The organism is Mesorhizobium sp. (assembly GCF_005063415.1).
Taxonomy (GTDB): Bacteria; Pseudomonadota; Alphaproteobacteria; order Rhizobiales; family Rhizobiaceae; genus Mesorhizobium.
In genome coordinates this window covers 1-23,783 of the sequence record NZ_SUEG01000025.1, presented here as the reverse complement: position 1 = coordinate 23,783, position 23,783 = coordinate 1, and the positions used below count along the sequence as shown (strand labels likewise).

Here is a 23,783-nt window from a genome sequence, read left to right as displayed (position 1 = left end):
GTCATCAAACTGTGACCTGCCGGCGATACCGGACTGGCCAGGCAACACGCTCCAGCAATCCATCCAGCCAGAGGCATGCCCCTATGACCGAACATCGCTCCCCTGACGCCCATTTCCGCACCAGCCTGCTCGAGGAAAACGACGGGCCAGGAGCCAATCCCACCGACAACCGCACCATGGGTGAAATCATCGCCGCGCGGTTCTCGCGCCGCGGCTTCCTCAAGGGCTCGCTTGCCGTCTCGGCCATAGCCGCTACCGTCAGCCCACTGGCGCTGATCACCGCCGACAACGCCCGCGCCGCCGAAGGCTCCGCCTTCGCTTTCGACGAGCTCGAGGCCGGCATCGACGACAAGCATCACGTCGCACCCGGCTATGACGCCGATGTGCTGCTGCGCTGGGGCGATCCGCTGTTCGCCGATTCGCCGGAATTCGATCCGACAAAACAGTCGGCGGAGGCCCAGGCCAGACAATTCGGCTACAACAACGACTATGTCGGCTATATCCCGATCGACGGCTCGGCCGAGCACGGCCTGCTGGTGGTCAACCACGAATACACCAATCCGCACCTGATGTTTCCGGGCCTCGTCACCATTGTCGACGGCAAAGCCAAGCAGGCGCCTCTCAGCAAGGAACAAGTCGACGTCGAGATGACCGCGCATGGCGGCACCATCGTCGAGATCCGCAAGGTATCAGGCAAATGGCAGGTCGTTCGCGACGGCAAGCTCAACCGTCGCATCACCTCCAACACCGAGATCGCGCTCTCCGGCCCCGTCGCCGGCCACGACCGCGTCAAGACCAGCGCCGACCCGAGCGGCACCAAAGTCATCGGCACTGTCAACAACTGCGCCGGCGGCGTCACGCCATGGGGCACCTATGTCATGGCCGAGGAGAACATCCACGGCTATTTCTCGGGCGAGCTGCCGCAGGGTAAGGAAGCCGCCAATTACAAGCGCCTCGGCATTCCCGAAGGTGCCTATGAATGGGCAGCGCATTACGACCGTTTCGACATCGGCAAGGAGCCGAACGAGCCGAACCGCTTCGGCTGGATCGTCGAGGTCGACGTCCAGGACCCGACTTCGGTGCCGAGGAAGCGCACCGCGATGGGCCGCTTCAAGCATGAGGGCGCTGAATCGATCGTCGCCAAGGACGGCCGTGTCGTCTTCTATCTCGGCGACGACGAGCGCTTCGACTATGTCTATAAGTTCGTCACCACAGGCAAGTTCAACCCGGACGATCGCGCCGCCAACATGGATTTGCTCGACGACGGCACCTTGCATGTCGCCAAGTTTGCCGACGACGGTTCGGTCGAGTGGCTGCCGATCGTCTTCGGCCAAGGGCCGCTGACGGCGGAGAACGGCTTCGCCAGTCAGGCCGACGTGCTGATCGAGACGCGCCGCGCCGCCGACCTGCTCGGCGCCACCAAGATGGACCGTCCGGAAGACATCCAGCCCAATGCCGCCAACGGCAAGGTCTATGTCATGCTGACCAACAATTCGAAGCGCAAGGCCGATCAGGTCGACGCCGCCAACCCGCGTGCCGAAAATGCCTTTGGCCACATCATCGAGATCGTCGAGGACGGCGGCGATTTTGCCGCCACCAACGGCAAGTGGGAGGTGCTCTTGAAATGCGGTGATCCCTCGGTTGCGGCTGTCGGTGCCACCTTCTCGACCGCAACCACGGCCAATGGCTGGTTCGGCATGCCGGACAATTGCGCGGTCGATTCGGCTGGCCGCCTCTGGGTCGCTACCGACGGCCAGGGCCCGAAAGCCACCGGCCGCACCGACGGTCTGTGGGCTGTCGACACGGAAGGGCCGGCGCGGGCGACATCAAAGCTGTTCTTCCGCGTGCCGATCGGCGCCGAAATGTGCGGCCCGCTGTTTGCGCCGGACGACCAGACCGCCTTCGTTGCCGTCCAGCATCCCGGCGACGGTGGCGAGGACTGGGAGGCTTTCGGCCGTCCGTCCTATTATGAGGATTTGTCGACCCGCTGGCCCGACTTCAAGCCGGACATGCCGGTGCGACCGGCGGTCGTTGCGATCACCAGGCAAGGTGGCGGCAAGATCGCGGTCTGACACGCAGGAAGGTCTTGCAGTCTCAAGGAAGGATTTCGGCGATACGAAATCCTTCCTTTCCGGATACAGCATGCATCCATGCTGCGCATGATGCGCCGACGAATTATTCGGTGCGCTGAACCACGGCCACATTCATTGTGCTTCGCAACCTGAAGCCAATGGACTCGTATAGTCTAATGGCCGTGGCGTTGCTGGCATAGGCGTGGAGATAGGGAACTTCGCCGCGCGCCATTATCCGGTTTGCCACGAACAGGGACAGCAGTTTGCCCAGGCCGCCGCCCCGAAATTCCGGATGTGAGCTCACCCCGCTGATTTCGGTATAGCCAGGTTGCTTCATGCGCTCGCCGGCCATCGCCGCAAGCCTGCCCTCGATTTTCACACCCCAAAAATCGCCCAGGCTCAAAGCTTCGAGCGTGAATGGGCCAGGCTTGGTGAGCAATGCCAGGGCGAGCATCTCAGCGGCATCGTCTCGCGTCAGAGACTGCACGCGCGGGTCGGAGACGATCTGCAATGGCTGCTCGGCAATCATTTGAACTCCGGCTGCGGTCGAAGTCGCGGAAAGCCCGGCGGGCAGAGCAATGGCGTCCGACTGAAGCAGGATGACACTCTCGCCTGGGGAGACAAGCTCTCCGAGCGCCTGCAGGCTTTCCGCGTCGTCCGCCCCGGTGGCGGCGAAAGGCACGATTGACGGCCGATATCGCATCGCGAGGTTGTCACCCTCCGCGAAGGCCCGATGTCGCGTCTGAAGCGCGCTCCAGATAGGGCGGTCAAGCAGGTGCCTCATTGCACCGCATCCTTCGGCTTTTTTACTCGATGGTCGAGGGGAGCCGCGGCGAGGCCGTCCTCGATGGTAGCCAGCTGATCGAGAAGAGGCCCCGAAAGATCCGCGCACAGATCCGCGACGGCGTTCTCGATGCAAGGCCAGACGTCGCGCTTTGCGACATCGACCAGCCGCCGGCCGCCCCAGGTGAGGGAGACAATCCTGCGCCGCTGGTCATCGGTCGACTGACTGACTTCGAGCAATCCCAGTTCGGCCAGAAGCGAGACGCTTCGCGTTACGCCTGGCTGCGCGATGCCAAGCGATTGCGCCAGTTCCCCGACTGGCAGCGGGCCCAGCCTGTCGAGCGCGGCCAACAGCGGGTACTGGCTCGCCTGAACCGGGACATCCAGCCGGTCGAGCAGGCGCTGCACCTCCGCTTGCAGTTGTTCGCCTATACGCTTCATCCTGCTGCCCAGGCACAGGAAACCAAGCGATCGTATGACGTCTTCCATAGGTCACTTCGTCTCGTGCGAAAAATCGATAACATGATATATAACAATGCATAAAAAAGCAAGCCCGAGCGTTCAAGCGCCGGCTCCAGGCACAGGCGCAGGGCCTATTTCGCCTTCGGAAAAGAAACGTCGATCGATAAGGCTGCTTTGCCTGGCACGGCCAGTCGATCAGTTGCGCAGCCGGTAGCCGGTCCTGAAGATCCAGGCGACGATCGCTATGCAGACAAGCAGGAAGACCACCGTCATACCGAGGCTGACGCCGACCGAAACGTCGGACTTGCCGTAGAAGCTCCAGCGGAAGCCGCTGACCAGGTAGACCACCGGGTTGAACAGCGTCACCGTGCGCCAGATGCCGGGCAGCATGTTGATCGAATAGAAGCTGCCGCCGAGGAAGGTCAGCGGCGTGATGATCAGCAGCGGCACCAGCTGTAGCTGCTCGAAGCTCTTCGCCCAGATGCCGATGATGAAGCCGAACAGGCTGAAGGTCACCGCCGTCAGCACCAGGAAGGCGAGCATCCAGAACGGATGCTCGATCGTCAGCGGTACGAACAGCGAGGCCGTCGCCAGGATGATCAGGCCAAGCACGATCGACTTTGTCGCCGCGCCCCCGACATAGGCGATGACGATCTCCAGGTAGGACACCGGCGCCGACAGCAATTCGTAGATCGAGCCGACGAATTTCGGAAAGTATATGGCGAAAGACGCGTTGGAGATCGACTGCGTCAGCAGCGACAGCATGATCAGCCCCGGTACGATGAAGGCGCCGTAGCTGATGCCGTCGATCTCGGTGATGCGCGAGCCGATCGCGGAGCCGAAGACGACAAAATAGAGCGACGTCGAAATGACCGGCGAAACGATGCTCTGCAGCACGGTGCGAAGAGCGCGCGCCATCTCCACCCGATAGATCGCCCATACTGCATGAAGATTCATGACCGCGCGCGGGTTCATGCCTGTTTCCTCACGAGATTGACGAAGATCTCCTCGAGCGAGCTGTTTTCCGTGTCGATGTCGCGGAACTGGATGCCGGCCGCCTCGAGCTCGCGGATCAGCGAGGCGACGCCCGGCCGTTCGCTCTGGTTGTCATAGGTATAGGTCAGCTGCCCGCCATCCGGCGAAAGCTCCAGCGCGTAGCGCGAAAATGCGTCGGGAACGGTGGCCAGCGGGCTGCGCAGTTCCAGCACAAGCCGCTTGCGGCCGAGCTTGCGCATCAGCTCGGCCTTGTTCTCGACCAGCACGATCTCGCCGCGGTTGATGACGCCGACGCGGTCGGCCATCGCCTCGGCTTCTTCGATGTAGTGCGTGGTCAGGATGATGGTGACGCCGTCTTCGCGCAGCCGGCGCACCATCGCCCACATGTCCTGGCGCAGCTCGACATCGACGCCTGCCGTCGGTTCGTCGAGGAACAGGATGCGCGGCTCATGCGACAGCGCCTTGGCGATCATCAGCCGGCGCTTCATGCCGCCAGACAGCGTGATCGCCTTGGCGTCCTTCTTGTCCCAGAGCGACAGGTCGCGCAGCACTTTTTCGACGAACGCCTTGTCCGCCGGCTTGCCGAACAGCCCGCGGCTGTAATTGACCGTCGCCCACACGCTCTCGAAGGCGTCGATGGTCAGTTCCTGCGGCACCAGCCCGATCAGGCCGCGCGCGGCACGGTAGTCGCGGTTGATGTCATGGCCGTCGACTGTGACGCTGCCCGACGAGCGGTTGACGATGCCGCAGACGATCGAGATCAGCGTCGTCTTGCCGGCGCCGTTCGGCCCGAGCAGCGCAAATATCTCGCCGCGCACAATATCGAGATTGATCTCCTTCAGCGCCTGGAAGCCGGTGGCGTAGGTCTTGGTGACCCCGGAAATCGAGATGATCGGCTGCATGGCTGAAAACGGCTGCTTGAAACAGAGTTGTTGATTTAATCCGCTGAATGTCGGTTCGCAAATCCGTATGTCAATGGCGCTCCTGACAGTTCTGGACATCGAGGTTCGCCGGAATAGGCAACACCCGCCTGGTCGTCCAGCAAAATTCCACGCAAAAGCAGATTAACCGGCACTGCGGCGTTCCGCCTCGCGGCGGGACGCCGCTTTGACCGTCCGGTGCATCCAGCCTATCCTTCTACGAACAAGCAGCAGCCGGAGCCGCCATGGACCCGCTCATTCTATCGCGCATCCAGTTCGGCGCGAACATCTCGTTCCACATCCTGTTCCCGGCGATCACCATCGCGCTCGGCTGGGTGCTGCTGTTCTTCAAGCTCCGCTATAACGCGACAAACGATTCCGCCTGGATGCGCGCTTATTTCACCTGGGTTAAGGTATTCGCGCTGTCCTTCGCCATGGGCGTGGTTTCCGGCGTCACCATGAGTTTTCAGTTCGGCACCAACTGGCCGGGCTATATGGAGACGGTCGGCAACATCGCCGGCCCGCTGCTGGCCTACGAGATCCTCACCGCCTTCTTCCTCGAGGCAGCGTTCCTCGGCATCATGCTGTTCGGCTTCCGTCGCGTCTCGAACCGCGTCCATACGCTGGCGACGGTGCTGGTCGCCGGCGGCACCACCTTGTCCGCCTTCTGGATCATCGCGCTCAATTCGTGGATGCAGACGCCGGCCGGCTTCGAGATGCGCGATGGTGTGGCGCACGCCACCGACTGGTGGGCCGTCGTCTTCAATCCGTCCATGCCCTACCGGCTCGTCCATATGCTGCTTGCTTCGGGGCTGACCGTCTCGTTCCTGATCGCCGGCCTGTCGGCGCTGCGCTATCTCTACGGCGATCGCTCGGAATCGATGTGGAAGGCGCTGCGCACCGGCGTCTTCACCGCCGCGATCCTGATCCCGATCCAGATCTTTGCCGGCGACCAGCACGGCCTCAACACGCTTGAACATCAGCCGCAGAAGATCGCTGCCATGGAGGCCAACTGGAACACCGGTCCCAACGTGCCGCTGGTATTGTTTGCGTTTCCCGATGAAGCGGCCAGGGAGAACAGGTTCGAGCTCACCATTCCCGACGGCGCCAGTCTCATCCTCAGGCATAGCGCCGGCGGCATCGTACCGGGGCTGAACGATTATGCCGGCAATCATCCCCCGGTATTTCCGGTGTTCTGGGGCTTTCGCATCATGGTCGGCACCGGCCTCCTGATGCTCGCCGTCTCCTGGTCGGCGGCCTTCTTCCTCAAGCGCCGCCACAGCCTGCCTAAGCCGCTGGCGCTTGTCATGGTGCCGATGGCGCTGTCCGGCTGGCTGGCGACGCTGGCCGGCTGGTACACCACCGAGATCGGCCGCCAGCCTTGGCTGGTCACCGGCGTGCTGCGCACCGCCGATGCTGTCGGGCCGGTCGCCGGCAGCCATGTCGCGCTGTCGCTCGCGGTCTATCTCATCCTCTACGCGCTGCTGCTGATCGCCTATCTCGGCGTGCTGGTGCATCTGGCATTGAAGGCGGCGAAGGATGGTGACACCTCGCCGCTGCCAGGCGTCATGAACAGGCCGCTGTCGCAGCCGGTTGCGCAACCGGGAGAAACATCATGAGCTTCGACTGGCCGATCCTGCTGCCCCTGATCTTCGCCGGCCTGATGGGCCTCGCTATCCTGATCTACGTCATCCTCGACGGCTTCGATCTCGGCATCGGCATCCTGTTCGCCGCAGCCGAAGATACCGAGCAGGATACGATGATCGCCGCCATCGGCCCGTTCTGGGACGCCAACGAGACCTGGCTGGTGCTGGCGGTCGGCTTGCTGCTGGTCGCCTTCCCATTGGCGCACGGCACCATCCTGACGGCGCTCTACATTCCGGTTTTCGTGCTGCTGGTCGGCTTGATCCTGCGCGGCGTCGCCTTCGATTTCCGCGCCAAGGTGCCGGCCGGCAGGAAGCACCGCTGGAACCGCATCTTCTTCCTCGGTTCGGTCATCGCTTCGCTGGCGCAAGGCTATATGCTCGGCGTCTATGTGCTCGGCCTCGACGTCGGCCCTGGCGGCATCGCTTTCGGCGCGCTGGTGGCGCTCTGCCTTGCCGCCGCCTACGCGGCGATGGGCGCGGCCTGGGTCATCTACAAGACCGAAGGCGACCTGCAGAGGAAGGCGGTGCTGTGGCTGCGCACGGCGTTGGTGCTGACCGCGCTCGGCATGGTTGCGGTATCGCTGGCCACGCCCTTTGCTAGCGCGCGCATCTTCGACAAATGGTTCGTCTGGCCGGCCATGCTCTATTTGTCGCCGTTGCCGATCCTGTCGGCAGTGCTGTTCCTGTGGCTGTGGCGCCAGACCTTCCATCTGCCGAAACCCGGCGACCGCCACGCGCTGCTCCCGTTCCTGACATTGGCCGCGATCTTCACACTCGGCTTTGCCGGCCTCGCCTGGTCGTTCTACCCCTTCGTGGTGCCCGACCGGCTGACCATCTGGCAGGCTGCTTCGGCACCCGAAAGCCTGGCAGTCATCCTGGTCGGCACGGTCGTCGTGCTGCCGATCATCATCTTCTATTCGTTCTTTGCCTACCGGGTGTTCGCCGGCAAGGCGACGGATCTGACCTATGACTGACCGGCATCGCCGGCGCCGCCTGAAACAGAATATTCATCTTCAAGCGGAATAACCTTCTCTGGCCGGCCCAGCAGAATCGCCGGCAGAAGAAGGGCAACAGAATGACCCCCTTTTTTGCGGCAAGGCAGGATCGGCTGTTGCTTCTGCTGATCCGGACGGTCGCGCTGATCGGCGCACTCGCGCTTGCCGGCCTGCTGCCGGCCATGCCGCAAGCGCATGCCCAGGACGCGGCCAACTGGACCGGCGTGTGGGACACGAAATGGCGCGGCGGCGGCGCCCAGATCAAGTTCGAGCAGACCGGCGCCGACGTAAAGGGCGTCTACCCGCTTTACAACGGCCGCATCGAGGCCAAGGCCGAAGGCGACAAGCTTGTCGGCCACTGGTTCGAAGGCGACCGCCAGGGCGCCTTCACCTTCGTCCAGTCGCCCGACGGCGGCAGCTTCATGGGCCGCTTCGATGCGGCCACCGCCGAATGGTGGACAGGGGTGCGCGTCAGCGCCGTCGAGGACGTCCGTGTCGACCAGTCGAGCCCGATGAGCACCATGCGCTCATTCCTGCAGACGATGAACGAGAGCGGCGCCGACAACGTGCCGCGCGCCACCGGCGGCGGCATGGGTCTTGCCGGTCTGGCAGCGGGTCTCGTCGACGTCACCGAGGCCGACCGCGGCGGCCTCAACATGCCCGATTATACCAAGCTCCTGTTCACCGTCATCGACAACGCGACGTTCCGCCTGTGGAGCCTGCCGCATGACACGATTGCCGGCGACGAGGTGACGGCGACGCTGCCGCAATACGGCACCAGGATTTCCTTCGACGTCACTTTTCGCCGCAGGAATGGCGACTGGTTCATCGTCGGGCCGCCACTTGCCCAGCTCCAGGCAAAGCTCGCCGAATTCCAGGAAGCGCGTGGCGAAGCCGTCGACATGGTCGACGATCCGAGCAAGCTCGCCTCGCCACGCGATACGTTCAAGGTACTGTTGAGCGGCCTCACCGAGGCCGGCGATCCGGCACAGGCGGCGCTCGACCTGCGCAACTACAGTCCGGCGGTGCGCGGCGACGAGGCTTTCCTGCTCGAGCGCTATCTCAAAAAGGTCATCGACCGCATCGGCTATGTCTATTGGCAGGAGATCCCCGACGATCCGAAGAGCAACACCCCCTTCGTCTATTTCGAGCATCCCACCGGCAACATCGTCATCGGCCCGGTCGAGACCGAGAAGGGCAAGATTTGGCAGTTCACGCCCGAGACGCTCGCCCACATCCGCGCGCTCTACGCCGACGTCGAAGACGTGCCGGTGGCGCCGGAATTCGCCGCCTTCGCCAGCACCGACCCGTTCTTCATCGCCCGTGGCCTCGCCCGCGAGATCAGCCCCGGCCTGCTCACCCGCGCCGGCCCGATGGAGCACTGGCAATGGTGGATGCTTGGCCTTGCCGCACTGGCCGGCATTGTCTTCGGCTTCATCGCCAATGCGCTGATTTCCTTGTTTGTGCGAAGGACGGACAGCTCGGCCTTCTTCCGCATTGTCGAATGGGCGGTGCGCTCGATCGTGCTTGGCTTCTTCCTGCTGTTGACGCTGCGCCCGCTCGGTCTGCCGCAAGTGGTCGCCGCCCCGGTCAAGGCAATCGCCTGGAGCCTGATCGTGATCGGCGCCGTGCCGGTGGTCTGGCACCTGATCGGCAAGGTCGCCGACCATTACCGTGGACTGTGGCAGGTGCCCGGCTATCACGACACGCTGATTTCGCTGTCCACCGGTGTCGCGCGCGTCGCCGTGCTGGTCGTCGCCTTCCTGCTGTTGGCCGAAGTGCTCGCCATCCCCTACGAAGGCGTCATTGCCGGTCTCGGCATCGGCGGTCTGGCGGTGGCGCTGGCCGCGCAGCCGACGCTGCAGAACTTCCTCTCCGGCCTGACGCTCTATGCCGACCGGCCGGTCAGCGTCGGCGACTTCTGCAAGTTCGGCGACCAGTCCGGCACGATCGAGCATATCGGCATGCGCTCGACGCGCATCCGGTCGCTCGACCGCACGATCATCTCGGTGCCGAACTCGGATTTCGCCGGCATGCAGATCGAGAACTACGCGCATCGCGACCGCACCCGGTTCGCGACGACGCTGCAGCTGCGCTACGAGACGACGCCCGATCAGCTGCGCTACGTCCTGGCCGAACTGCGCAAGCTGCTGATCGCCCATCCGCGCGTCATCGACGAGCCGTGCCGCGTGCGCTTTGCCGGCTTCGGTGCCTATTCGCTCGACATCGACGTGTTCACTTACGTCAAAACCGCCGACGTTGCCGAATTTCAAGCCATCCGCGAGGACATCCTGTTGTCCATGATCAACATCATGGATGATGCCGGTGCGCAGTTCGCCTTCCCTTCGTCACTGGAATACAGAGCCACCGACCTTCCGGTCGACGACGAAAAACGCATCGCCGCGGAGAAAAGGGTCAGCGATTGGCGCGAGGCGCAAAATCTGCCTTTCCCCGACTTCAGCCAGATCGACAAATTCGCGTTCAACAACACACTTGCCTACCCGCCTGAGGGCTCGGCGCATTATCGCGAGACAGAGCCCGACCCGGACTCGGCCGAGGCAAAGGCGACGCTGGAGAAAGTGCGCTGGAGCCTGCCCTGGAAGAAGGGGGGGTAGTTTCGAGACGTTGGCGGGACAGCACCCCCCTCTGGCCTGCCGGCCATCTCCCCCGCAAGGGGGGAGATTAGCAGTTTCAGCGCTCCGCTCGTCCTGAACGTTGGAGATTTGGCGAAGGTCGAGGTGATAGCCGATCTCCCCCCTGTTTGGACCGGGGACATCGCGAACAGGTGTGCGAGGACATCGCGAACAGTTTGGCGCGCTTTGCGCTGGGGGGTTCGGGATGCCATTCGAGGACACGAGCGCGATGAAACAGAAGCTGGAGTTTGTGCGGCTGGCTACGGCCGAGGGGGCGAATGTGAGTGCCTTGTGCCGACGCTTTGGGATTGGTCGAACATGCGCTTACAAGTTGCTCGCACGCTGGCAGGCTTTTGGCGCAGCCGGGCTTTTGGAGGGTTCGCGCCGGCCGCAGTCGAGCCCGACGCGCAGCGCGCCCGAGGTCGAGGCGGCAGCGCTTTCGGTGCGCACGACGCATCCGGCCTGGGGCGGGCGCAAGATCGCCCGGGTGCTGGCGCGTCAGGGACTTGGCCATCCGGCTGCCTCGACGGTGACTGGTATCCTGCGCCGCAACGGCGTCGAACTGGGCGCGCTGGGCGGCGGCGCCAAAGCGTTCATCCGCTTCGAGCACGCCGCGCCCAACGACCTGTGGCAGATGGACTTCAAGGGCCATGTGCCGTGGCGCGCCGGACGGTTGCATCCGCTGACCGTGCTCGACGATCATTCGCGGTTCTCGCTGGTGCTGGAAGCTTGTCCCGACCAGACCACCGAAACTGTCAAAACCCGCCTGATTGCGGCCTTCCGACGCTACGGCCTGCCATGGCGCATCGCCACCGACAACGGCCCACCCTGGGGCGATGGCGGCCGCAACAACTTCACCATGCTCGGCGTCTGGCTGATCGAGAACGGCATGTCGGTCAGCCATTCCAGACCCTGCCATCCACAGACGCTGGGCAAGGAGGAGCGGTTCCACCGCACGCTCAAGGCCGAGGCGCTGCAGGGCCCGCCCTTCGACAGCTTGCAGGCGGCGCAGCGCGCTTTCGACGCATGGCGCCACATCTACAACACCGAGCGGCCGCATCAGGCCATTGCCGACGCTGTGCCGCTCGAGCGCTATCGTGCCTCGACGCGCGACTTCGCCGATACCGTCCAGCCGTTCGAATACGCGCCCGGCGACCAAGTCCGCAAAATCCAGCAGAAAGGCACAACCTCGCTGTTCGGGCATGCCGTCAAGATCTGCAAGGCTTTTGCCGGCAAAGCCGTCGCCTTCCGCCCGACCGAAACCGATGGCGTCTTCGATGCCTACTTCCGTCATCAGAAAATCCAGACCATCGACCTCAACGCAAGCCAACGATAGGGTGGGAAACTGTTCGCGATGTCCCCGCACACCTGTTCGCGATGTCCCAGGTCCAAACAGGGGGGAGACAAGCAACTACTCACCCCGCCGTGTATCCTCCATCCACGGCGAAGATTCCGCCGCTGGTCCATGCCGCTTCGTCGCTGGCGAGATAGACCGCGATGCCGGCAAGGTCGCTGGTCCGGCCGATGCGGCCGAGCGGATAGCTGCGCTCCACATAGGCGTTGAGCTCGGCTTGCGCGGCTTCCGGCAGGTTTTCGATCGACCTGCGCCGCATCGCTGTGTCGACCGTGCCGGGCGCGATGGCGTTGACCCTTATGCCGCGCGGCCCGAGCTCGAAGGCGAGCGACCTGGTCAGCGAATTGAGCGCGCCCTTCGACAGCGAATAGAGGCTGGACGGCCGCTTCGGGATCATCTTGTGCGCGAAATAGGACGAGATGTTGATCACCGAGGCCGCGCCCGGCGCGAGATGTGGCAAAAGCCGTTGGGTGAGGAAGAATACCGCCGTGACGTTGAGCGCGAACGACTGCTGGAACTGGTCCTCACTGACGGTTTCGAACGGCACCAGGAACGCCACGCCGGCATTGTTGACGAGGATATCGAGAGGTGGGCCGCGCCTGGCATGCTCGACCACGGCGTCGATGCCGGCGCTGGCCGACAAATCGGCCGACAGCGTTTCTACATTGTTCCCGAGCTGCTTTCGGGCGGCGTCGAGCTTTTTGCCGTCGCGGCCGACAATCAGCACATCCGCGCCTTCGCGCAAAAACGCCTCGGCGATTGCCAGCCCGATCCCGTCCGAGCCGCCGGTGACCAGCGCCCGTTTGCCGCCCAGTCTCATCCAACACTCCCGCGGATTGCCGTCTTGTCTGATAAGGAGAACAGCGCCGTTGCCAATTGTGGTCAAGCCGCCGGCCTATCCTACAATATGAACTTTCGGCTGATGCGCCTGTCTATTCGGCAGCGGCTGCACCGCGACGAACAGCCAGGCGGGTAGCGACGAAATCCTTGACCTGATGAATGGCCTGGTCACGCGTAACGCTGCCGGGCTGCAGGCCAAGCCGCAACCACAGTCCATCGATCAGGGCGGTGACGCCGAAAGCGATCTCGTCAGCATCGCGTGCCGGCGCCAGACCGCGCAGGCCGGACAGCAGGTTGGAGCGCATGCGCGCATGAATCACCTTCTGGATGCGGGCCAGCTTTTCGTCGCGCGGCACCTCCGCGCAAAGCGAAAGCCAGGCATGGCAGAGGGACGGCTGGAAGAGATGCGGCTCGAAATTGCCTTCGATAATGGCATCTATCCGTTGCATTGGCGTGCGCGCCTGTCTCAGCCGCTCGACCACTGCATGACGCAGCACCAGGTTCGATTCCCGCATGGCGTGCTCGAACAGTTCCTGCTTGCTGTTGAAATAGTGCAGCACGATGCCCTTCGATGCGCCGGCCTGTGCCGCCACTTTTTCGATGGTCGCGCCAGCTATGCCTTCGCGCTGAAGCACGGCAAAGGCGGCTTGCCGCAGCTCCTTGCGGCGTATGTCGCTGAGACGCTTGAGTTTCACGGGCCTGGATCCATGCATCGAAAACCGACGTTGACATTTTCGTCCGCCGAGATCAAGAATTGACCGGTGGGACAATTTAAAAACCGAGTGGTCAACATTGTTGGTGTTGGCGAAATGAGGAGAACCGAAATGCTTCGTAGCCTTGGAATGGGAGCCTCGCTCTGCGTCCTGCTGGCTAGCCAGCCGATCTTTGCGGCTGAACCCGAGCAATGCAAGGTCGTGCGCATGGCCGAGCCTGGATGGAACGACCTTGCCTTCACCACCGGCGTCACCAGCGTCTTGCTCGATGCGCTCGGCTACAAGCCGGCAAGCTCGCTTCTGGGCATCAACGTCATCTATGAATCCCTGAAGAACAATGATTTGGACGTGTTCCTCGGCTATTGGGATCCGGCGATGATCACCTACTACGAGCCCTATAAGAAGGACGGCTCGGTAGACGATGTGCGCGTCAATCTCGTCGGCGCCAAATACACCTTTGCCGTGCCGACTTACGTCTGGGAGGCCGGTGTCAAGGATTTTTCCGACCTGCAAAAGTTCGCCGACAAGTTCGGCAGGAAGATGTACGGCATCGAGCCGGGCTCGAACCAGCTGATGATGGACGCCATCGCCGATAAGTCGCTGGGCCTCGATGGCTGGCAGGTCGTCGAGTCGAGTGAAGCAGGCATGCTTTCCGAGGTCGGCTACGAGATCAAGGAAAAGCGCTTCATCGTCTTCCAGGGCTGGGCGCCGCATCCGATGAACACGATGTACGACTTCAAATATCTGAGCGGCGGTGACAAGTTCTACGGCCCGAACTTCGGCGCCGCGACGGTGACGACGCAGGTGCGCAAGGGCTATCTGCAACAATGCCCGAATGTCGGGCAGTTGCTGAAGAACCTCGCCTTCGATATCGATTTCGAAAATCTCGGCATGGGCTATCTCATCAATGACGGCATGAAGCCGGAGGAAGCCGGCCTGAAGGCGGTCAAGGAGAATCCGGATAGGCTCGGCGCCTGGCTAGCCGGTGTCACCACATTCGATGGCAAGCCCGCGCTCGACGCAGTCAAGCAGCAGCTCGGCCTGTGATATCGGCCGATCAGGCGGGCTGGAACGGCCGCAAGCGCAAGGTCGGGATCGGCAGCACTGAAGCGGCCTGCATCGAAATCGCCGGGCAGGAGCCCGCGCTGGTGCTGGTGCACGGCTTCTCCGACACGAGCCGCAGCTTCTCCTTGCTGGCGCCGCATCTCGCCGGCCGCCGGCTTGTCATTCCGGACCTGCGCGGGCATGGCGCCTCGCCGGCCGGGACACGCGGCTTCGCCCCGGCGGATTTCGCGGAAGACGTGGCAGGTTTGATCGAGCGATTGCGGCTCGAGCGGCCGGTTCTGGTTGGGCATTCCCTGGGCAGCATGGTGGCGATCGAGGCAGCCGCGCGCTACCCCGAGATGATCGGCGGCCTGGTGCTGATGGCCGGAACTCTGAGGCCGCAGATCGGTGAGGATCACCCGATTACCATTGGTGTGCGGGCGCTTCGAGATCCGATATCGCCGGCCGATCCGTTCTATGACTATTGGCATGCCTGCGAGGCCGAGGTTCCAGCGGACTTCCTGACCATGGCTGCAAAGGAGGCGTCAGCCATGCCGGCGGCACTTTGGCGCGCAATCCTGGAGCAGGTTCGGCGCGTCGATTTGACCGACAAGGCGCGCACGCTGCGCCTGCCGGCGCTTGTCATTGCTGGCGAGCGCGACCTGCTCTTCGACGAAACGCACCAACGGCGGCTCCTCGAAGAAATCCCTAGCGCCGCGTTCGTGAGCGCGGTGCGCTGTGGCCACAATCCGCATTGGGAGGACCCGGCATTGGTCGCGGCAGCCATCGCCCGCTATTTCAAGGTCCGGACCAAAGCTGGACCCCAGCCGACAGCCGAAGCGACCGGTAGTGCGGGCTGAGAGCAGTCATGAACCTTTCCGAATACATGGCGCTGGATGCCGTCGCCCTGGCCGGGCATGTTCGTTCGGGCGAACTGTCCGTTGTCGATGTCGTCGAGGCGGCCATCGAAGCGATCGAAAGCATCAATACCGCCATCAACGCCGTGACGCTGATCGATGCGGACCGGGCGCTTTCCGTAGCGGCAAGCTGCAACCGGCAGGCGGCACTAGCCGGCATTCCTTTCCTGGTCAAGGACACCGGCGTCCATGTGCGGGAGTGGCCGACGACGCACTCGTCGCTCTACTTCAAGGATGCCGCGCCGAAGCCCGACAGCGAGATCGTCCGGCGCTGGCGGGCCGCCGGTCTGATCTTGTTGGGAAAGACAAACACGCCTGAATTTGCCAACGACTTCGTGACTGAGCCCAGCTTTCGCGGCCCCACCTTGAACCCCTGGGATCCTTCGCTGACGGCGGGCGGTTCGAGCGGTGGTGCTGCTGCGGCGGTGGCAAGCGGTATGGTGCCGGTCGCCCACGGTTCCGATATCGGCGGCTCGATCCGGGTGCCGGCTGCCTGTTGCGGCGTGTTCGGCATGAAGCCGTCGCGCGGGCTCACGCCTGTCGGGCCTGGTCGAGGTCAGGTCGGCGCCGGGCTCTACGCCGAGAACGTCCTGTCCCGCACCGTTCGGGACAGCGCGGCCATGCTGGACATGACTGCCGGTCCAGAACAAGCAGCGCCTTACTCCGTGTCGAAATCGGTGCCGTCCTACCTGGACTGGCTGTCTTCCCCCGGCGAGCGTCTGCGCGTCGCGTGCCTGGCGCACCGGCCGGATGGCACGCCGGTCGCGTCCGAGATTGGGGAAAAATTCCAGGAAGCCATGATCCTCCTCGAGGACATGGGGCACGAGGTCACAGAGGCGCGTTTCCCGCGGGAAGCCAGCGCCGAAGCTGACTGGAGCATCTTCTGGATGTCGGAGGTTGCGCGGCTGGTTGACGAGCGCGCCGATGAGATCGGGCGGATGCCGGCGGCTGGCGAAATCGAAAGCCTGACTCGTCACGCGCTCGACTGTTTTCGACGGTCTTCGGCCGCCGACTATCTCAGGGCGCAGGACCACGTGCACAGCGCTTCGCTGGCGATGGCGATGGCATTCGATGCGTTCGACCTGATCATGACGCCGACCACGGCCGACCTGCCGCCTCGGCTTGGCGCCATCCATGGCGATGGTGCTGTCTTCGATTACGAGGCTTGGGCGAGCCGAGCTTACGGCTTTGCGCCTTTCACAGAAATCTTCAACGTCACCGGGCAACCGGCCGCCAGCCTGCCGCTGTTCCAGTCGAAAGGCGGCCTGCCGATTGGCATCCAGCTCATTGGCCGTAAGAACGAGGATCACCGACTGCTTCGCATTTCCCTTGACCTGGAGCAGGCAACCGCATGGACCACGCGTTATCAGGTGATCCATGCCAGGCATTTTCAGGCGTGAACCAGATGAGGGGACTCCGGCAGATATAGGCGCTTCAACGGCGTTGGTCATACCGGCGCCCGAACAGCGATCGCGCCGTCGGCGCCAGGCGCAGAACCTCCACGGGCCTGGCGAATTCCCGCTGCGCGGCCTGCTCGAATGCCAGCCATTCCGGAGAGGCAGCCAAGGCTGCCTCATGGCGGGCATGCGCTTGGGCGCTGTCGAAACCCGTGATGCTGATGAAGACGTTTTCGCCGGCCCGCACCGGCAACCGCGGAAAGCTGTTTTCGGCATGTTCGGTGACGAAGGCGGCCAGCGGCCGTGCGCCAAGTGCGGCGAGCACCGGAAGAGCCCCGGTCTGGAAATCCCTGGCGAAGCCGGATTCCAGACCCGGTTGCAATTGATGAATCCTGATGACAACAATTGCCTGCAAATCGCTGCTTGCGCTCGCTTTTTCGAGGTCCGTCTGGGTTGCTCGTTGCGATCCCGAGAGATCTAGGCCGGCGCCTGGCCAGGCCGGCTTCAGCAGCAGCACGTCGTCGGACGAGATCATCGTGGCGTTGGCGGCGTCGCGCCAGGCAGCCCAGACCGGCCCGTCATAGAAGGCGGTCAGAGCGTTTTTCCGCGCTTCCATACCGTCGAAGCCGCGCAGCCAGACGAACATGTCCGGCCGGTCGAGATCGCGGAACTGGCCGATGATGGTCATCCCTGCCGTTTCCTGGCCCTCGATCAGGTGATTGTCGAAGATGCCGATCAGCGTCTCGCGCCGGCCGGGTTTCAGTGTGTATTGCCTGAGTTCGACAACGGGCGAGGCGAGCAGATCGGATCTAGACTCGGCGTTCAAAGGCAGGTTCATCGCTCGATCTCCAAAACAGGGCAGTCATCCTGTTTTACAAAACAGACCGGTTGTCCTGTTTTGTCAATCTGCTATCGTGCGAAGATGTCAGCAGAGATAACCGCTCGCCCAAAGGCGCGGACTCAAAAACGCACCAACGACCCCGAAGGCATGCGTAAAAAGGTGCTCGATGTCGCCGAGGAGGCGTTTCAGGCACGCGGCTATCACGCCTCCAGCATGGGCGACCTGATGGCGACGGCGGGCGTCACCGGCGGCGCGCTGCACCACCATTTCCCAACCAAGAAGGCGCTAGCGCTTGCAGTGATCGAGGAGCGGGTCGCCGCCGCGGTAGAAGAGACATGGATCGCACCGGTGCGGATGGCTCCCTCAGCGCGCGAGGGCGTGCGCTCCGTGTTCGCGGCCGTCGCGGCGGAGCTGGAGCGGCAGGGTTTCGTGCGCGGCTGCCCGCTCAACAATCTGGCGCATGAACTGTCGCTTGCCGATCCGGATTTCCGCATTGCCCTTGCCGGCATTTTTTCGGCCTGGCGTCAGGCGATCGCCGACAAGATCAGCGCCGACCAGCAGGCGGGCCGGGAGCTGGGCACCGATCCGCAGCGCTTCGCAGCGCTCGCCGTCGCCAGCTATTCCGGCGCCATGTCGATGGCCAAGACCGCACAGGACGCAAGCGTGCTGCGCGACTGCCTGATGGCGTTGGATCAGGGAGTTATGTCGTCCAAAACAGGAACGAGGCGACGTAACAGGATACTGCACAGAGCCCTTTGACGCCGGCAGGACAGTCGCTCACTATGACCGAGGCGGGGAGGCCGAGCTCTTAATTCGGCAGCGGCTTGATCAGCTCGTAGCCGACCACGCTTTCGGCACTGGTGCCCTCGTCATAGCGCCTGGCCACAACTGCCTGCAGATCGGGTGCGTAAAGCGCGGTAAATTCGTCCCGCGTCTCGCCGGCCTCGCTCCTGATCGTCTGCCTGACCGCGAGCACGGAGTATTTGCATTCGCCCAGGCTGAACGTCTCCTTGCCCTTGACGTTGATCTCGAGCGTCTCGGTGCCCTTCGGCGGTTTGTTCGGTGCGAGACGGGCAAACACGATCTTGCTCTGGGCACCCGCCTTCAGCGGGAACACCTTCCTGAGATCGGAAAACGGGATCATCGCCAGCTGCCCCGTGCTGCTGTCGCGAAACACTTCGATCAGCCCGCCGAACAGGTACTGCGACTGCGGCGATTGCGACTGGTATTTGTTGGCCACGGCCACCATTCCGCCCGCCGCCGGACGAAATTCGCTGTGGATGCCGGGCCTTTCGAGAATGAAGCCTGCCTTGGCCGATTTGGCGTCGATGCACTCGGCGCCATGCGCTGCGCCCGTCACCGCCAGAATGGCCATTGTCATGCCGATGGATGCAGTTTTCATGGCGTCCTCCTCTGCCCGCGCAAGTTGAATGCCGAAAGCAATGCCAGACCTGGGAGAACGTGTCGACACACTTTGCGAGCAACTGGACTGCCGGTCCGCGTCGTGCTGAATTTTAGCGCATGATGCGTCGCATTTCCGCCCGCCCGGTCTCCCGGCGCAGCTTCCTGATGAAGGCAGCGGGCCTTGCCGCGGCCGGCGCCGTTTCGCGCCCGGCCTTCGGCCAGACCGGGCAGCGCATTCCGCCGATCGACGCCACCTTCCTGTTTATCGCTGACATCCATGCCTGCCGAATGGCGGACGGATTGAGCCCGCATTGCGAGCAGGAGGGCAAGACCGACGCTGCCTTGCTGCGCAATGTCGCCGCACTCAACGGCGTCGGTGACCGGCAATGGCCGGCTGAGATCGATGGCGTTGCCACCGGCCTGCGCTCGACGGGCAAAATCGGCACGCCGCTCGGCCTCGTCGTTGGCGGCGACATCACCGACGACGGCGGCGGCCAGATCACCCAGCCCAGCGAGGGCACGCAGCTGCTTCAGTTCAGCCAGCGCTACCAGCAAGGCGTCGGCCCCGACCGCGTGCACATGCCGGTCTATGTCGGCCTCGGCAACCACGACCTCGACCAGAACGGCCCGCGCTCTCATGTCGACTGGTATCGCCGCGAAATGCGCGACTACGTCGAGGTCAACCACCGCCCCGGCGTGTTCTTCAAGCCGGCTGCGCCGGCGACCGACTACGACGTCGAGACCGACTGCTATTCATGGGATTGGGGCGGTCTGCATCTTGTCCAGACGCACCGTTTTGCTGGCGATACCGGCCATGGCGCCGTCAGCAGCCTGCCATGGCTGAAGCAGGACCTGGCGACCTATGCCGGCGACGGCCGCCCGGTCATCCTGTTCCAGCATTATGGCTGGGATACTTTTTCGATTGAAAAATGGGACGCCGCCGAAAAAACCTTCGACGACAACGGCACGGGTCCGCCGCACTGGTGGAGCGAAGCCGACAGGCAGGCGCTGCTGGCTGTGCTGAAGGGTTACAACGTCGTCGGCATCTTCCATGGCCACCAGCACGCGACGCCGATGATCTACCACCGTGACGGGCTCGATTTGTTCAAGCCGAAGGCCGCCTTCATGGGCGGCTTTGCCTTGGCGCGGGTGACGGGAAACAGCATGGATGTGGTGCTGGGCGAAGCCGCCGGAGATCATGGCGAGGTCACCTTCACCAATGCATACAGCAAAAGCCTGACTTTCTGACGGGCAGGAGAGGACGCAAAAAGGCGGCCGAGCCGCCTTGTCCTGGTTCGCAAAGGGCCACCCTCAAAGCGCTTTCTTCACCTTGTCCTTCACGTCGCCGTAAGCCTTCTGCATCTTGCCGGTGGCCTTGTCGACGTCGCCTTCGGCCTCGGTGCGCCTGTTGCCGGTGGCCTTGCCGGCGGTCTGCTTGACCGAGCCCTTGGCTTGCTTGGCAACGCCGGCAACTTGATCCTTGTTCACCATCTCGCATCTCCTGAACCCGTTCGCCTGGAGAAACGGTCGCGGATCGCTTAGGTTCCGGGTTCGGCCGGTCGAGTTGGGATAGCTTCCGGCCGCGAAGCCGACAGGATAGGGTGCACCAGAAGCCCGGGCAGACAGGGCCGGAGGGACAATGGCTGAATTCACGCTCTTCATCGGCAATAAGTGTTTTTCGTCGTGGTCACTGAGGCCATGGCTGGCGATGAAGCACCTGGACATCCCGTTCGAGGAAGGTCTTGTGCGCCTGCGCACGCCCGAGACCGCGGCCAATCTGGCCAGGATATCGCCGACCGGCCAGGTGCCGGTGCTGAACCATCGGCTGCCGACTGGCGAGGTCCGGATCGTCTGGGAAACCCTTGCCATTCTTGAATATCTCGCCGAGCTGTTTCCGGAAAAAAAGCTCTGGCCGGCCGATATCGGCGCCCGTGCGCTGGCCCGCTCGGCGGCAACAGAGATGCATTCCGGCTTTCGCGAGGTCCGCTATGGCTGGCCGATGAATTTGCGCCGGCCAAAAGGCCATAAGCCGCTCGACGCCGAAGGTGAGACGCAACGGGCGCGCATCGAAGGGCTATGGCGCGAATGCCGCGAAAAATACGGCAAAGGCGGCCCGTTCCTGTTTGGCCATTTCACCGCGGCCGACGCCATGTACGCGCCGGTCGTCACCCGCTTCGACACCTATGGCGGCACGCCGGCAACCGATACCCGCGCCTATGTCGACGCCGTGCTTTCGATGCCGGCGATGCGCCACTGGTATGCCGAGGCGGCGAAGGAGCCATGGCCGGAGCCCGGCCCAGACGAGTAACCAAGCAAAGCCGGTCTTCCACTTCGCGCCCCGCGGCCTATCTGAAGATCGGGCAGGGGCTCCGGAGACTTCACCACATCGTCAATGTCTCGTCGGTCGCCGGCCGGTCGCCAATCCGGGCGCCAGCGGCTATGCAGCAACCAAGTTCGGCGTCGTCGGCTTTTCCGAATCGCTGCGCCGCCAAGTCTACGCCGACAAGGTTCGCGTCACGGTTATCGAGCCCGGCCTGGTGCGCTCCGAGCTCGGCGACCACATCACCAATCCGGCCTTCAAGGCTGATCTGGACAAGCGGCTCGCCGCCATGGAGGCGCTGACCGCCGAGGACATCGCCGCGGCCATTCTCTATGCCGTGAGCCAGCCAGCACACGTCAACGTCAACGAGATCGTCATTCGCCCGACCGACCAGGAACGGTGAAGTCAGATCTTTTCGCTACGCTTCAAATCCCGCCCGCAGGAAATCGCCACACTCCTCCACCAGCCGCGACGGGTCCCTCGCGAGGTAGACGCCGAAATCCGCCATCGGCGCCAGCGGCAGGTTGAAGCGTCCGTTGAGGCTTTGGCAGTCGGGCGGTAGTCCTTCCTGCAGCAGAAGCCCGATGCCAAGCCCGGCCCTGAGCGCCGAGATCAGCGTCGCGAAGGTCGACACGCGGCAGCCGATCTTCCAGCCGATCCCGGCCTCGGCGAGCGAAGCCAGCATCCTGTCCTGCCAGGAGCAGGCGCCTTCGAAGATGATCAGCGGAAGCTCGACCTCGTCATCGATCTCGATCATGCGGCTTGCCGCCCAGACCAGCTGTCGTGACAGATGGCCTCGCGGCGCCTTTGTGAAGCGTGCCGGATCGGCCATGACGATGTCGCATCTTCCTTCGCCCAGCGACTTGCTGAGATCGCTGCTGCTGGCTGATGTCAGCTCGATCTCCACGGAAGGATGCCGGCGGCGGAAGTCGGCAATGATCAACGGCAGCCGCGTCACCGCCAAATCCTCGACGATGCCCAGCCGGACACGGCCGACCAGCCTGCGGCCTTCTATCTCGCGCCTGGCATCGTCGCCGATCGCGATGGCCTTGCGGGCGAAGGCGAGCAGGATTTCGCCGGCCTCGGTCAGCGTCACGCCGCGCGGCGAACGGCGCAGCAGCTCGGCGCCGACTTCACCCTCGAGGCGCTGAAGCTGCATGCTCACCGCCGCCTGGGTGCGGGCAAGCCGATCGGCGGCCCGGCTCACAGTTCCCGTATCGGCCACGGTGACGAAGGCGCGCAGCAGCCTGACGTCGATATCTCCGGTCATAAGAATTCCTGATAGCTGTGTCAGCACTATCAGGCTATCCGAAAGCCCGATCTGAATTCAAGGTCCGCTCGCACGAACGAAAACAGGAGCAGCCACCTTGTCCTACAGAAGAAGATTTGAGGAGTTCGGTGTCGCCTGGCCGTCGCTCGAGCGGCCTGCTTTGCCGTTCTCGCCGACGGTTCGGGTCGCCGACATCGTCTATGTCTCCGGTCAGATCCCCGAGATCGGGCAGGAGATCGCCGCGATCGGCCAGGTCGGCAGAGAGATCGATCTGGCTGCGGCGCGGAACGCCGCCCAGCTCTGCGCGGCCAACATCGTCTATTGGCTGGACAAGGAACTGGACGGCAATCTCGACCGCGTCGTGAAATTCGCCAAGCTGACCGTCTATGTAAATGCGGCGGCCGGCTTTTCGGCCTATTCGGAGGTCGGCAACGGAGCATCCGAATTTCTGCTCCATGTTTTCGGCGAGCGTGGCGAGCACGCCCGCTGCTCGCTTGGCATGGCCGGCTTGCCGGCCAATGTTCCGGTCGAAGCCGACGCCATCGTGCATGTCCGCTGATGCACGCCCAAAGCATGCCCTCAGGCCTGACCCGAGGCTGCGCAGTCGAACCAGGAGGAGGCTTGGCTTGATAAGTACAAATCTTGTGGGACGGAGGGCGCTTGTTCTCGGCGGAGGCAAGGGCCTCGGTTTCGGCGTTGCCGAACCGCTCGCGGCGAAAGGCGCCGAAGTCATCCTGGTCGGACGAGGGGAGGAGACCCTGGATGCGGCGCGGCGCGCGATCGAGGCCGCCGGCCACATCTGCTCGACCTTCAGCGCCGACCTCTCCGACCACGACAGCGTCTCCCGGCTGATCCATGCCGTCGAGGACGAGCATCAGCGGATCGACATCGTCCTGCTCAACGGCGGCGGCCCGCCGCCCTTCGCGGCCAGCGTCTTCGATGCGAGCGTCTGGGAGAAGCAGTTCACCAGCATGGTGCTGAGCCAGATGCGCATCGCCGTTTGGTTCCTGCCTGGAATGCGGGCGCGGCGCTGGGGACGCATCATCGCCGTTTCCTCGACTTCCGTCCGCGAGCCGATTCCCGGCCTTACCGCCTCGAACGCGCTGCGTGCGTCGCTCGCCGGCTGGGCCAAGACGCTGGCCGGCGAAGTGGCGGCGGACGGCGTCACCGTCAACC

General features: G+C 63.6%; 24 protein-coding genes. 14 read left to right on the top strand and 10 right to left on the bottom strand.

Features of this window, described 5'->3' with window-relative positions; all coding sequences use genetic code 11:
• Window positions 1–83: 83 nt before the first annotated feature.
• Window positions 84–2,072, top strand: a complete 1,989-nt coding sequence (locus tag E5W70_RS09645) for a PhoX family phosphatase (protein WP_292656917.1) — start codon at window positions 84–86, stop codon at window positions 2,070–2,072.
• A gap of 103 nt (window positions 2,073–2,175) precedes the next feature.
• On the opposite strand, the gene E5W70_RS09640 is transcribed toward E5W70_RS09645, so the two are convergent.
• The 4 genes from E5W70_RS09640 to E5W70_RS09625 form a co-directional block, all read right to left on the bottom strand.
• The gene (locus E5W70_RS09640) at window positions 2,176–2,856 is read right to left on the bottom strand and encodes a GNAT family N-acetyltransferase (RefSeq protein WP_292656911.1); all 681 of its coding nucleotides are present in this window, start codon (window positions 2,854–2,856) and stop codon (window positions 2,176–2,178) included.
• On the bottom strand, window positions 2,853–3,344 hold the full coding sequence (locus tag E5W70_RS09635) for a MarR family transcriptional regulator (RefSeq protein WP_292656908.1): 492 nt from the start codon (window positions 3,342–3,344) through the stop codon (window positions 2,853–2,855). Before E5W70_RS09635 ends, E5W70_RS09640 begins: the two co-directional genes overlap by 4 nt.
• A 168-nt stretch (window positions 3,345–3,512) precedes the next feature.
• On the bottom strand, window positions 3,513–4,274 hold the full coding sequence (locus E5W70_RS09630; RefSeq protein ID WP_292656992.1) for an ABC transporter permease: 762 nt from the start codon (window positions 4,272–4,274) through the stop codon (window positions 3,513–3,515).
• Window positions 4,275–4,288: 14 nt separating this feature from the next.
• Entirely contained in the window at window positions 4,289–5,215 is a 927-nt protein-coding gene (locus E5W70_RS09625; RefSeq protein WP_292656905.1) for an ABC transporter ATP-binding protein, read from the bottom strand.
• 263 nt (window positions 5,216–5,478) lie between these two features.
• Between E5W70_RS09625 and E5W70_RS09620 the strand changes: the two genes are divergently transcribed.
• The 4 genes from E5W70_RS09620 (at window position 5,479) to E5W70_RS09605 (ending at window position 11,843) form a co-directional block, all read left to right on the top strand.
• Complete coding sequence (locus tag E5W70_RS09620) at window positions 5,479–6,852, top strand: cytochrome ubiquinol oxidase subunit I (protein WP_292656902.1); 1,374 nt, start codon at window positions 5,479–5,481, stop codon at window positions 6,850–6,852.
• Window positions 6,849–7,853, top strand: a complete 1,005-nt coding sequence (locus E5W70_RS09615) for a cytochrome d ubiquinol oxidase subunit II (RefSeq protein WP_292656899.1) — start codon at window positions 6,849–6,851, stop codon at window positions 7,851–7,853. The genes E5W70_RS09620 and E5W70_RS09615 overlap by 4 nt, the downstream gene beginning before the upstream one ends.
• A gap of 101 nt (window positions 7,854–7,954) precedes the next feature.
• Window positions 7,955–10,489 (top strand): mechanosensitive ion channel family protein, encoded by a 2,535-nt coding sequence (locus E5W70_RS09610; protein WP_292656896.1) that lies wholly within the window; start codon window positions 7,955–7,957, stop codon window positions 10,487–10,489.
• A 223-nt stretch (window positions 10,490–10,712) separates the two neighbouring features.
• Window positions 10,713–11,843 (top strand): IS481 family transposase, encoded by a 1,131-nt coding sequence (locus E5W70_RS09605; protein ID WP_292656893.1) that lies wholly within the window; start codon window positions 10,713–10,715, stop codon window positions 11,841–11,843.
• A 79-nt stretch (window positions 11,844–11,922) separates the two neighbouring features.
• On the opposite strand, the gene E5W70_RS09600 is transcribed toward E5W70_RS09605, so the two are convergent.
• Window positions 11,923–12,681, bottom strand: coding sequence for an SDR family oxidoreductase (locus E5W70_RS09600; protein WP_292656890.1), 759 nt, complete (start codon window positions 12,679–12,681; stop codon window positions 11,923–11,925).
• 112 nt (window positions 12,682–12,793) lie between these two features.
• Entirely contained in the window at window positions 12,794–13,396 is a 603-nt protein-coding gene (gene betI, locus E5W70_RS09595; RefSeq protein WP_292656887.1) for a transcriptional regulator BetI, read from the bottom strand.
• Between the two features lie 129 nt (window positions 13,397–13,525).
• Between betI and choX the strand changes: the two genes are divergently transcribed.
• The 3 genes from choX to E5W70_RS09580 are packed head-to-tail and all read left to right on the top strand — an operon-like array spanning window position 13,526 to window position 16,775.
• Window positions 13,526–14,461, top strand: coding sequence for a choline ABC transporter substrate-binding protein (choX, locus tag E5W70_RS09590; RefSeq protein WP_292656884.1), 936 nt, complete (start codon window positions 13,526–13,528; stop codon window positions 14,459–14,461).
• Window positions 14,458–15,318, top strand: a complete 861-nt coding sequence (locus tag E5W70_RS09585) for an alpha/beta hydrolase (RefSeq protein ID WP_292656881.1) — start codon at window positions 14,458–14,460, stop codon at window positions 15,316–15,318. Before choX ends, E5W70_RS09585 begins: the two co-directional genes overlap by 4 nt.
• Before the next feature lie 8 nt (window positions 15,319–15,326).
• Window positions 15,327–16,775 carry an amidase gene (locus E5W70_RS09580; RefSeq protein WP_292656878.1) on the top strand — a complete coding sequence of 483 codons (1,449 nt, stop codon included), beginning with the start codon at window positions 15,327–15,329 and terminating at the stop codon, window positions 16,773–16,775.
• Between the two features lie 34 nt (window positions 16,776–16,809).
• On the opposite strand, the gene E5W70_RS09575 is transcribed toward E5W70_RS09580, so the two are convergent.
• Window positions 16,810–17,610, bottom strand: coding sequence for an NIPSNAP family protein (locus E5W70_RS09575; protein ID WP_292656875.1), 801 nt, complete (start codon window positions 17,608–17,610; stop codon window positions 16,810–16,812).
• Between the two features lie 150 nt (window positions 17,611–17,760).
• Here E5W70_RS09575 and E5W70_RS09570 point away from each other — a divergent pair, with 150 nt between their 5' ends.
• The gene (locus tag E5W70_RS09570) at window positions 17,761–18,372 is read left to right on the top strand and encodes a TetR/AcrR family transcriptional regulator (protein ID WP_292656872.1); all 612 of its coding nucleotides are present in this window, start codon (window positions 17,761–17,763) and stop codon (window positions 18,370–18,372) included.
• Window positions 18,373–18,421: 49 nt separating this feature from the next.
• Here the strand turns inward: E5W70_RS09570 and E5W70_RS09565 are convergent, their stop codons facing one another.
• Entirely contained in the window at window positions 18,422–19,015 is a 594-nt protein-coding gene (locus E5W70_RS09565; protein ID WP_292656870.1) for a hypothetical protein, read from the bottom strand.
• Window positions 19,016–19,134: 119 nt separating this feature from the next.
• Here E5W70_RS09565 and E5W70_RS09560 point away from each other — a divergent pair, with 119 nt between their 5' ends.
• Window positions 19,135–20,265 (top strand): metallophosphoesterase, encoded by a 1,131-nt coding sequence (locus E5W70_RS09560; RefSeq protein WP_292656867.1) that lies wholly within the window; start codon window positions 19,135–19,137, stop codon window positions 20,263–20,265.
• A 63-nt stretch (window positions 20,266–20,328) separates the two neighbouring features.
• On the opposite strand, the gene E5W70_RS09555 is transcribed toward E5W70_RS09560, so the two are convergent.
• The gene (locus tag E5W70_RS09555) at window positions 20,329–20,508 is read right to left on the bottom strand and encodes a CsbD family protein (RefSeq protein ID WP_254820647.1); all 180 of its coding nucleotides are present in this window, start codon (window positions 20,506–20,508) and stop codon (window positions 20,329–20,331) included.
• Window positions 20,509–20,656: 148 nt separating this feature from the next.
• Between E5W70_RS09555 and E5W70_RS09550 the strand changes: the two genes are divergently transcribed.
• A complete protein-coding gene (locus E5W70_RS09550; RefSeq protein ID WP_292656864.1) occupies window positions 20,657–21,325 on the top strand; it encodes a glutathione S-transferase family protein in 669 nt (222 codons plus the stop codon).
• Window positions 21,276–21,740: an SDR family NAD(P)-dependent oxidoreductase gene (locus tag E5W70_RS09545; RefSeq protein ID WP_292656861.1), complete on the top strand. Its 465-nt coding sequence runs from the start codon at window positions 21,276–21,278 to the stop codon at window positions 21,738–21,740. Before E5W70_RS09550 ends, E5W70_RS09545 begins: the two co-directional genes overlap by 50 nt.
• 15 nt (window positions 21,741–21,755) lie before the next feature.
• Here the strand turns inward: E5W70_RS09545 and E5W70_RS09540 are convergent, their stop codons facing one another.
• Window positions 21,756–22,607 (bottom strand): LysR family transcriptional regulator, encoded by an 852-nt coding sequence (locus E5W70_RS09540; protein WP_292656859.1) that lies wholly within the window; start codon window positions 22,605–22,607, stop codon window positions 21,756–21,758.
• Between the two features lie 97 nt (window positions 22,608–22,704).
• On the opposite strand from E5W70_RS09540, the gene E5W70_RS09535 reads away from it, so the two are divergent.
• Together E5W70_RS09535 and E5W70_RS09530 are read left to right on the top strand one after the other, a co-directional pair.
• Window positions 22,705–23,166 carry a RidA family protein gene (locus E5W70_RS09535; protein WP_292656856.1) on the top strand — a complete coding sequence of 154 codons (462 nt, stop codon included), beginning with the start codon at window positions 22,705–22,707 and terminating at the stop codon, window positions 23,164–23,166.
• Window positions 23,167–23,233: 67 nt separating this feature from the next.
• Window positions 23,234–23,783: SDR family NAD(P)-dependent oxidoreductase (locus E5W70_RS09530; RefSeq protein WP_292656854.1), on the top strand; the 550-nt coding region annotated here is incomplete at its 3' end.

Bases quoted from the DNA above. Each gene is read 5' to 3' on its own strand.
- E5W70_RS09610 (WP_292656896.1), top strand. From the start codon at position 7,955: ATGACCCCCTTTTTTGCGGCAAGGCAGGATCGGCTGTTGCTTCTGCTG.
- E5W70_RS09605 (WP_292656893.1), top strand. From the start codon at position 10,713: ATGCCATTCGAGGACACGAGCGCGATGAAACAGAAGCTGGAGTTTGTG.
- E5W70_RS09565 (WP_292656870.1), bottom strand. From the start codon at position 19,015: ATGAAAACTGCATCCATCGGCATGACAATGGCCATTCTGGCGGTGACG.
- E5W70_RS09545 (WP_292656861.1), top strand. From the start codon at position 21,276: ATGCCGAGGCGGCGAAGGAGCCATGGCCGGAGCCCGGCCCAGACGAGT.
- E5W70_RS09555 (WP_254820647.1), bottom strand. From the start codon at position 20,508: ATGGTGAACAAGGATCAAGTTGCCGGCGTTGCCAAGCAAGCCAAGGGC.
- E5W70_RS09600 (WP_292656890.1), bottom strand. From the start codon at position 12,681: ATGAGACTGGGCGGCAAACGGGCGCTGGTCACCGGCGGCTCGGACGGG.
- E5W70_RS09615 (WP_292656899.1), top strand. From the start codon at position 6,849: ATGAGCTTCGACTGGCCGATCCTGCTGCCCCTGATCTTCGCCGGCCTG.
- choX (WP_292656884.1), top strand. From the start codon at position 13,526: ATGCTTCGTAGCCTTGGAATGGGAGCCTCGCTCTGCGTCCTGCTGGCT.
- E5W70_RS09580 (WP_292656878.1), top strand. From the start codon at position 15,327: ATGAACCTTTCCGAATACATGGCGCTGGATGCCGTCGCCCTGGCCGGG.
- E5W70_RS09550 (WP_292656864.1), top strand. From the start codon at position 20,657: ATGGCTGAATTCACGCTCTTCATCGGCAATAAGTGTTTTTCGTCGTGG.
- E5W70_RS09570 (WP_292656872.1), top strand. From the start codon at position 17,761: ATGCGTAAAAAGGTGCTCGATGTCGCCGAGGAGGCGTTTCAGGCACGC.
- E5W70_RS09575 (WP_292656875.1), bottom strand. From the start codon at position 17,610: ATGAACCTGCCTTTGAACGCCGAGTCTAGATCCGATCTGCTCGCCTCG.
- E5W70_RS09625 (WP_292656905.1), bottom strand. From the start codon at position 5,215: ATGCAGCCGATCATCTCGATTTCCGGGGTCACCAAGACCTACGCCACC.
- E5W70_RS09620 (WP_292656902.1), top strand. From the start codon at position 5,479: ATGGACCCGCTCATTCTATCGCGCATCCAGTTCGGCGCGAACATCTCG.
- E5W70_RS09560 (WP_292656867.1), top strand. From the start codon at position 19,135: ATGATGCGTCGCATTTCCGCCCGCCCGGTCTCCCGGCGCAGCTTCCTG.
- E5W70_RS09640 (WP_292656911.1), bottom strand. From the start codon at position 2,856: ATGAGGCACCTGCTTGACCGCCCTATCTGGAGCGCGCTTCAGACGCGA.
- E5W70_RS09630 (WP_292656992.1), bottom strand. From the start codon at position 4,274: ATGAATCTTCATGCAGTATGGGCGATCTATCGGGTGGAGATGGCGCGC.
- E5W70_RS09645 (WP_292656917.1), top strand. From the start codon at position 84: ATGACCGAACATCGCTCCCCTGACGCCCATTTCCGCACCAGCCTGCTC.
- E5W70_RS09540 (WP_292656859.1), bottom strand. From the start codon at position 22,607: ATGACCGGAGATATCGACGTCAGGCTGCTGCGCGCCTTCGTCACCGTG.
- E5W70_RS09635 (WP_292656908.1), bottom strand. From the start codon at position 3,344: ATGGAAGACGTCATACGATCGCTTGGTTTCCTGTGCCTGGGCAGCAGG.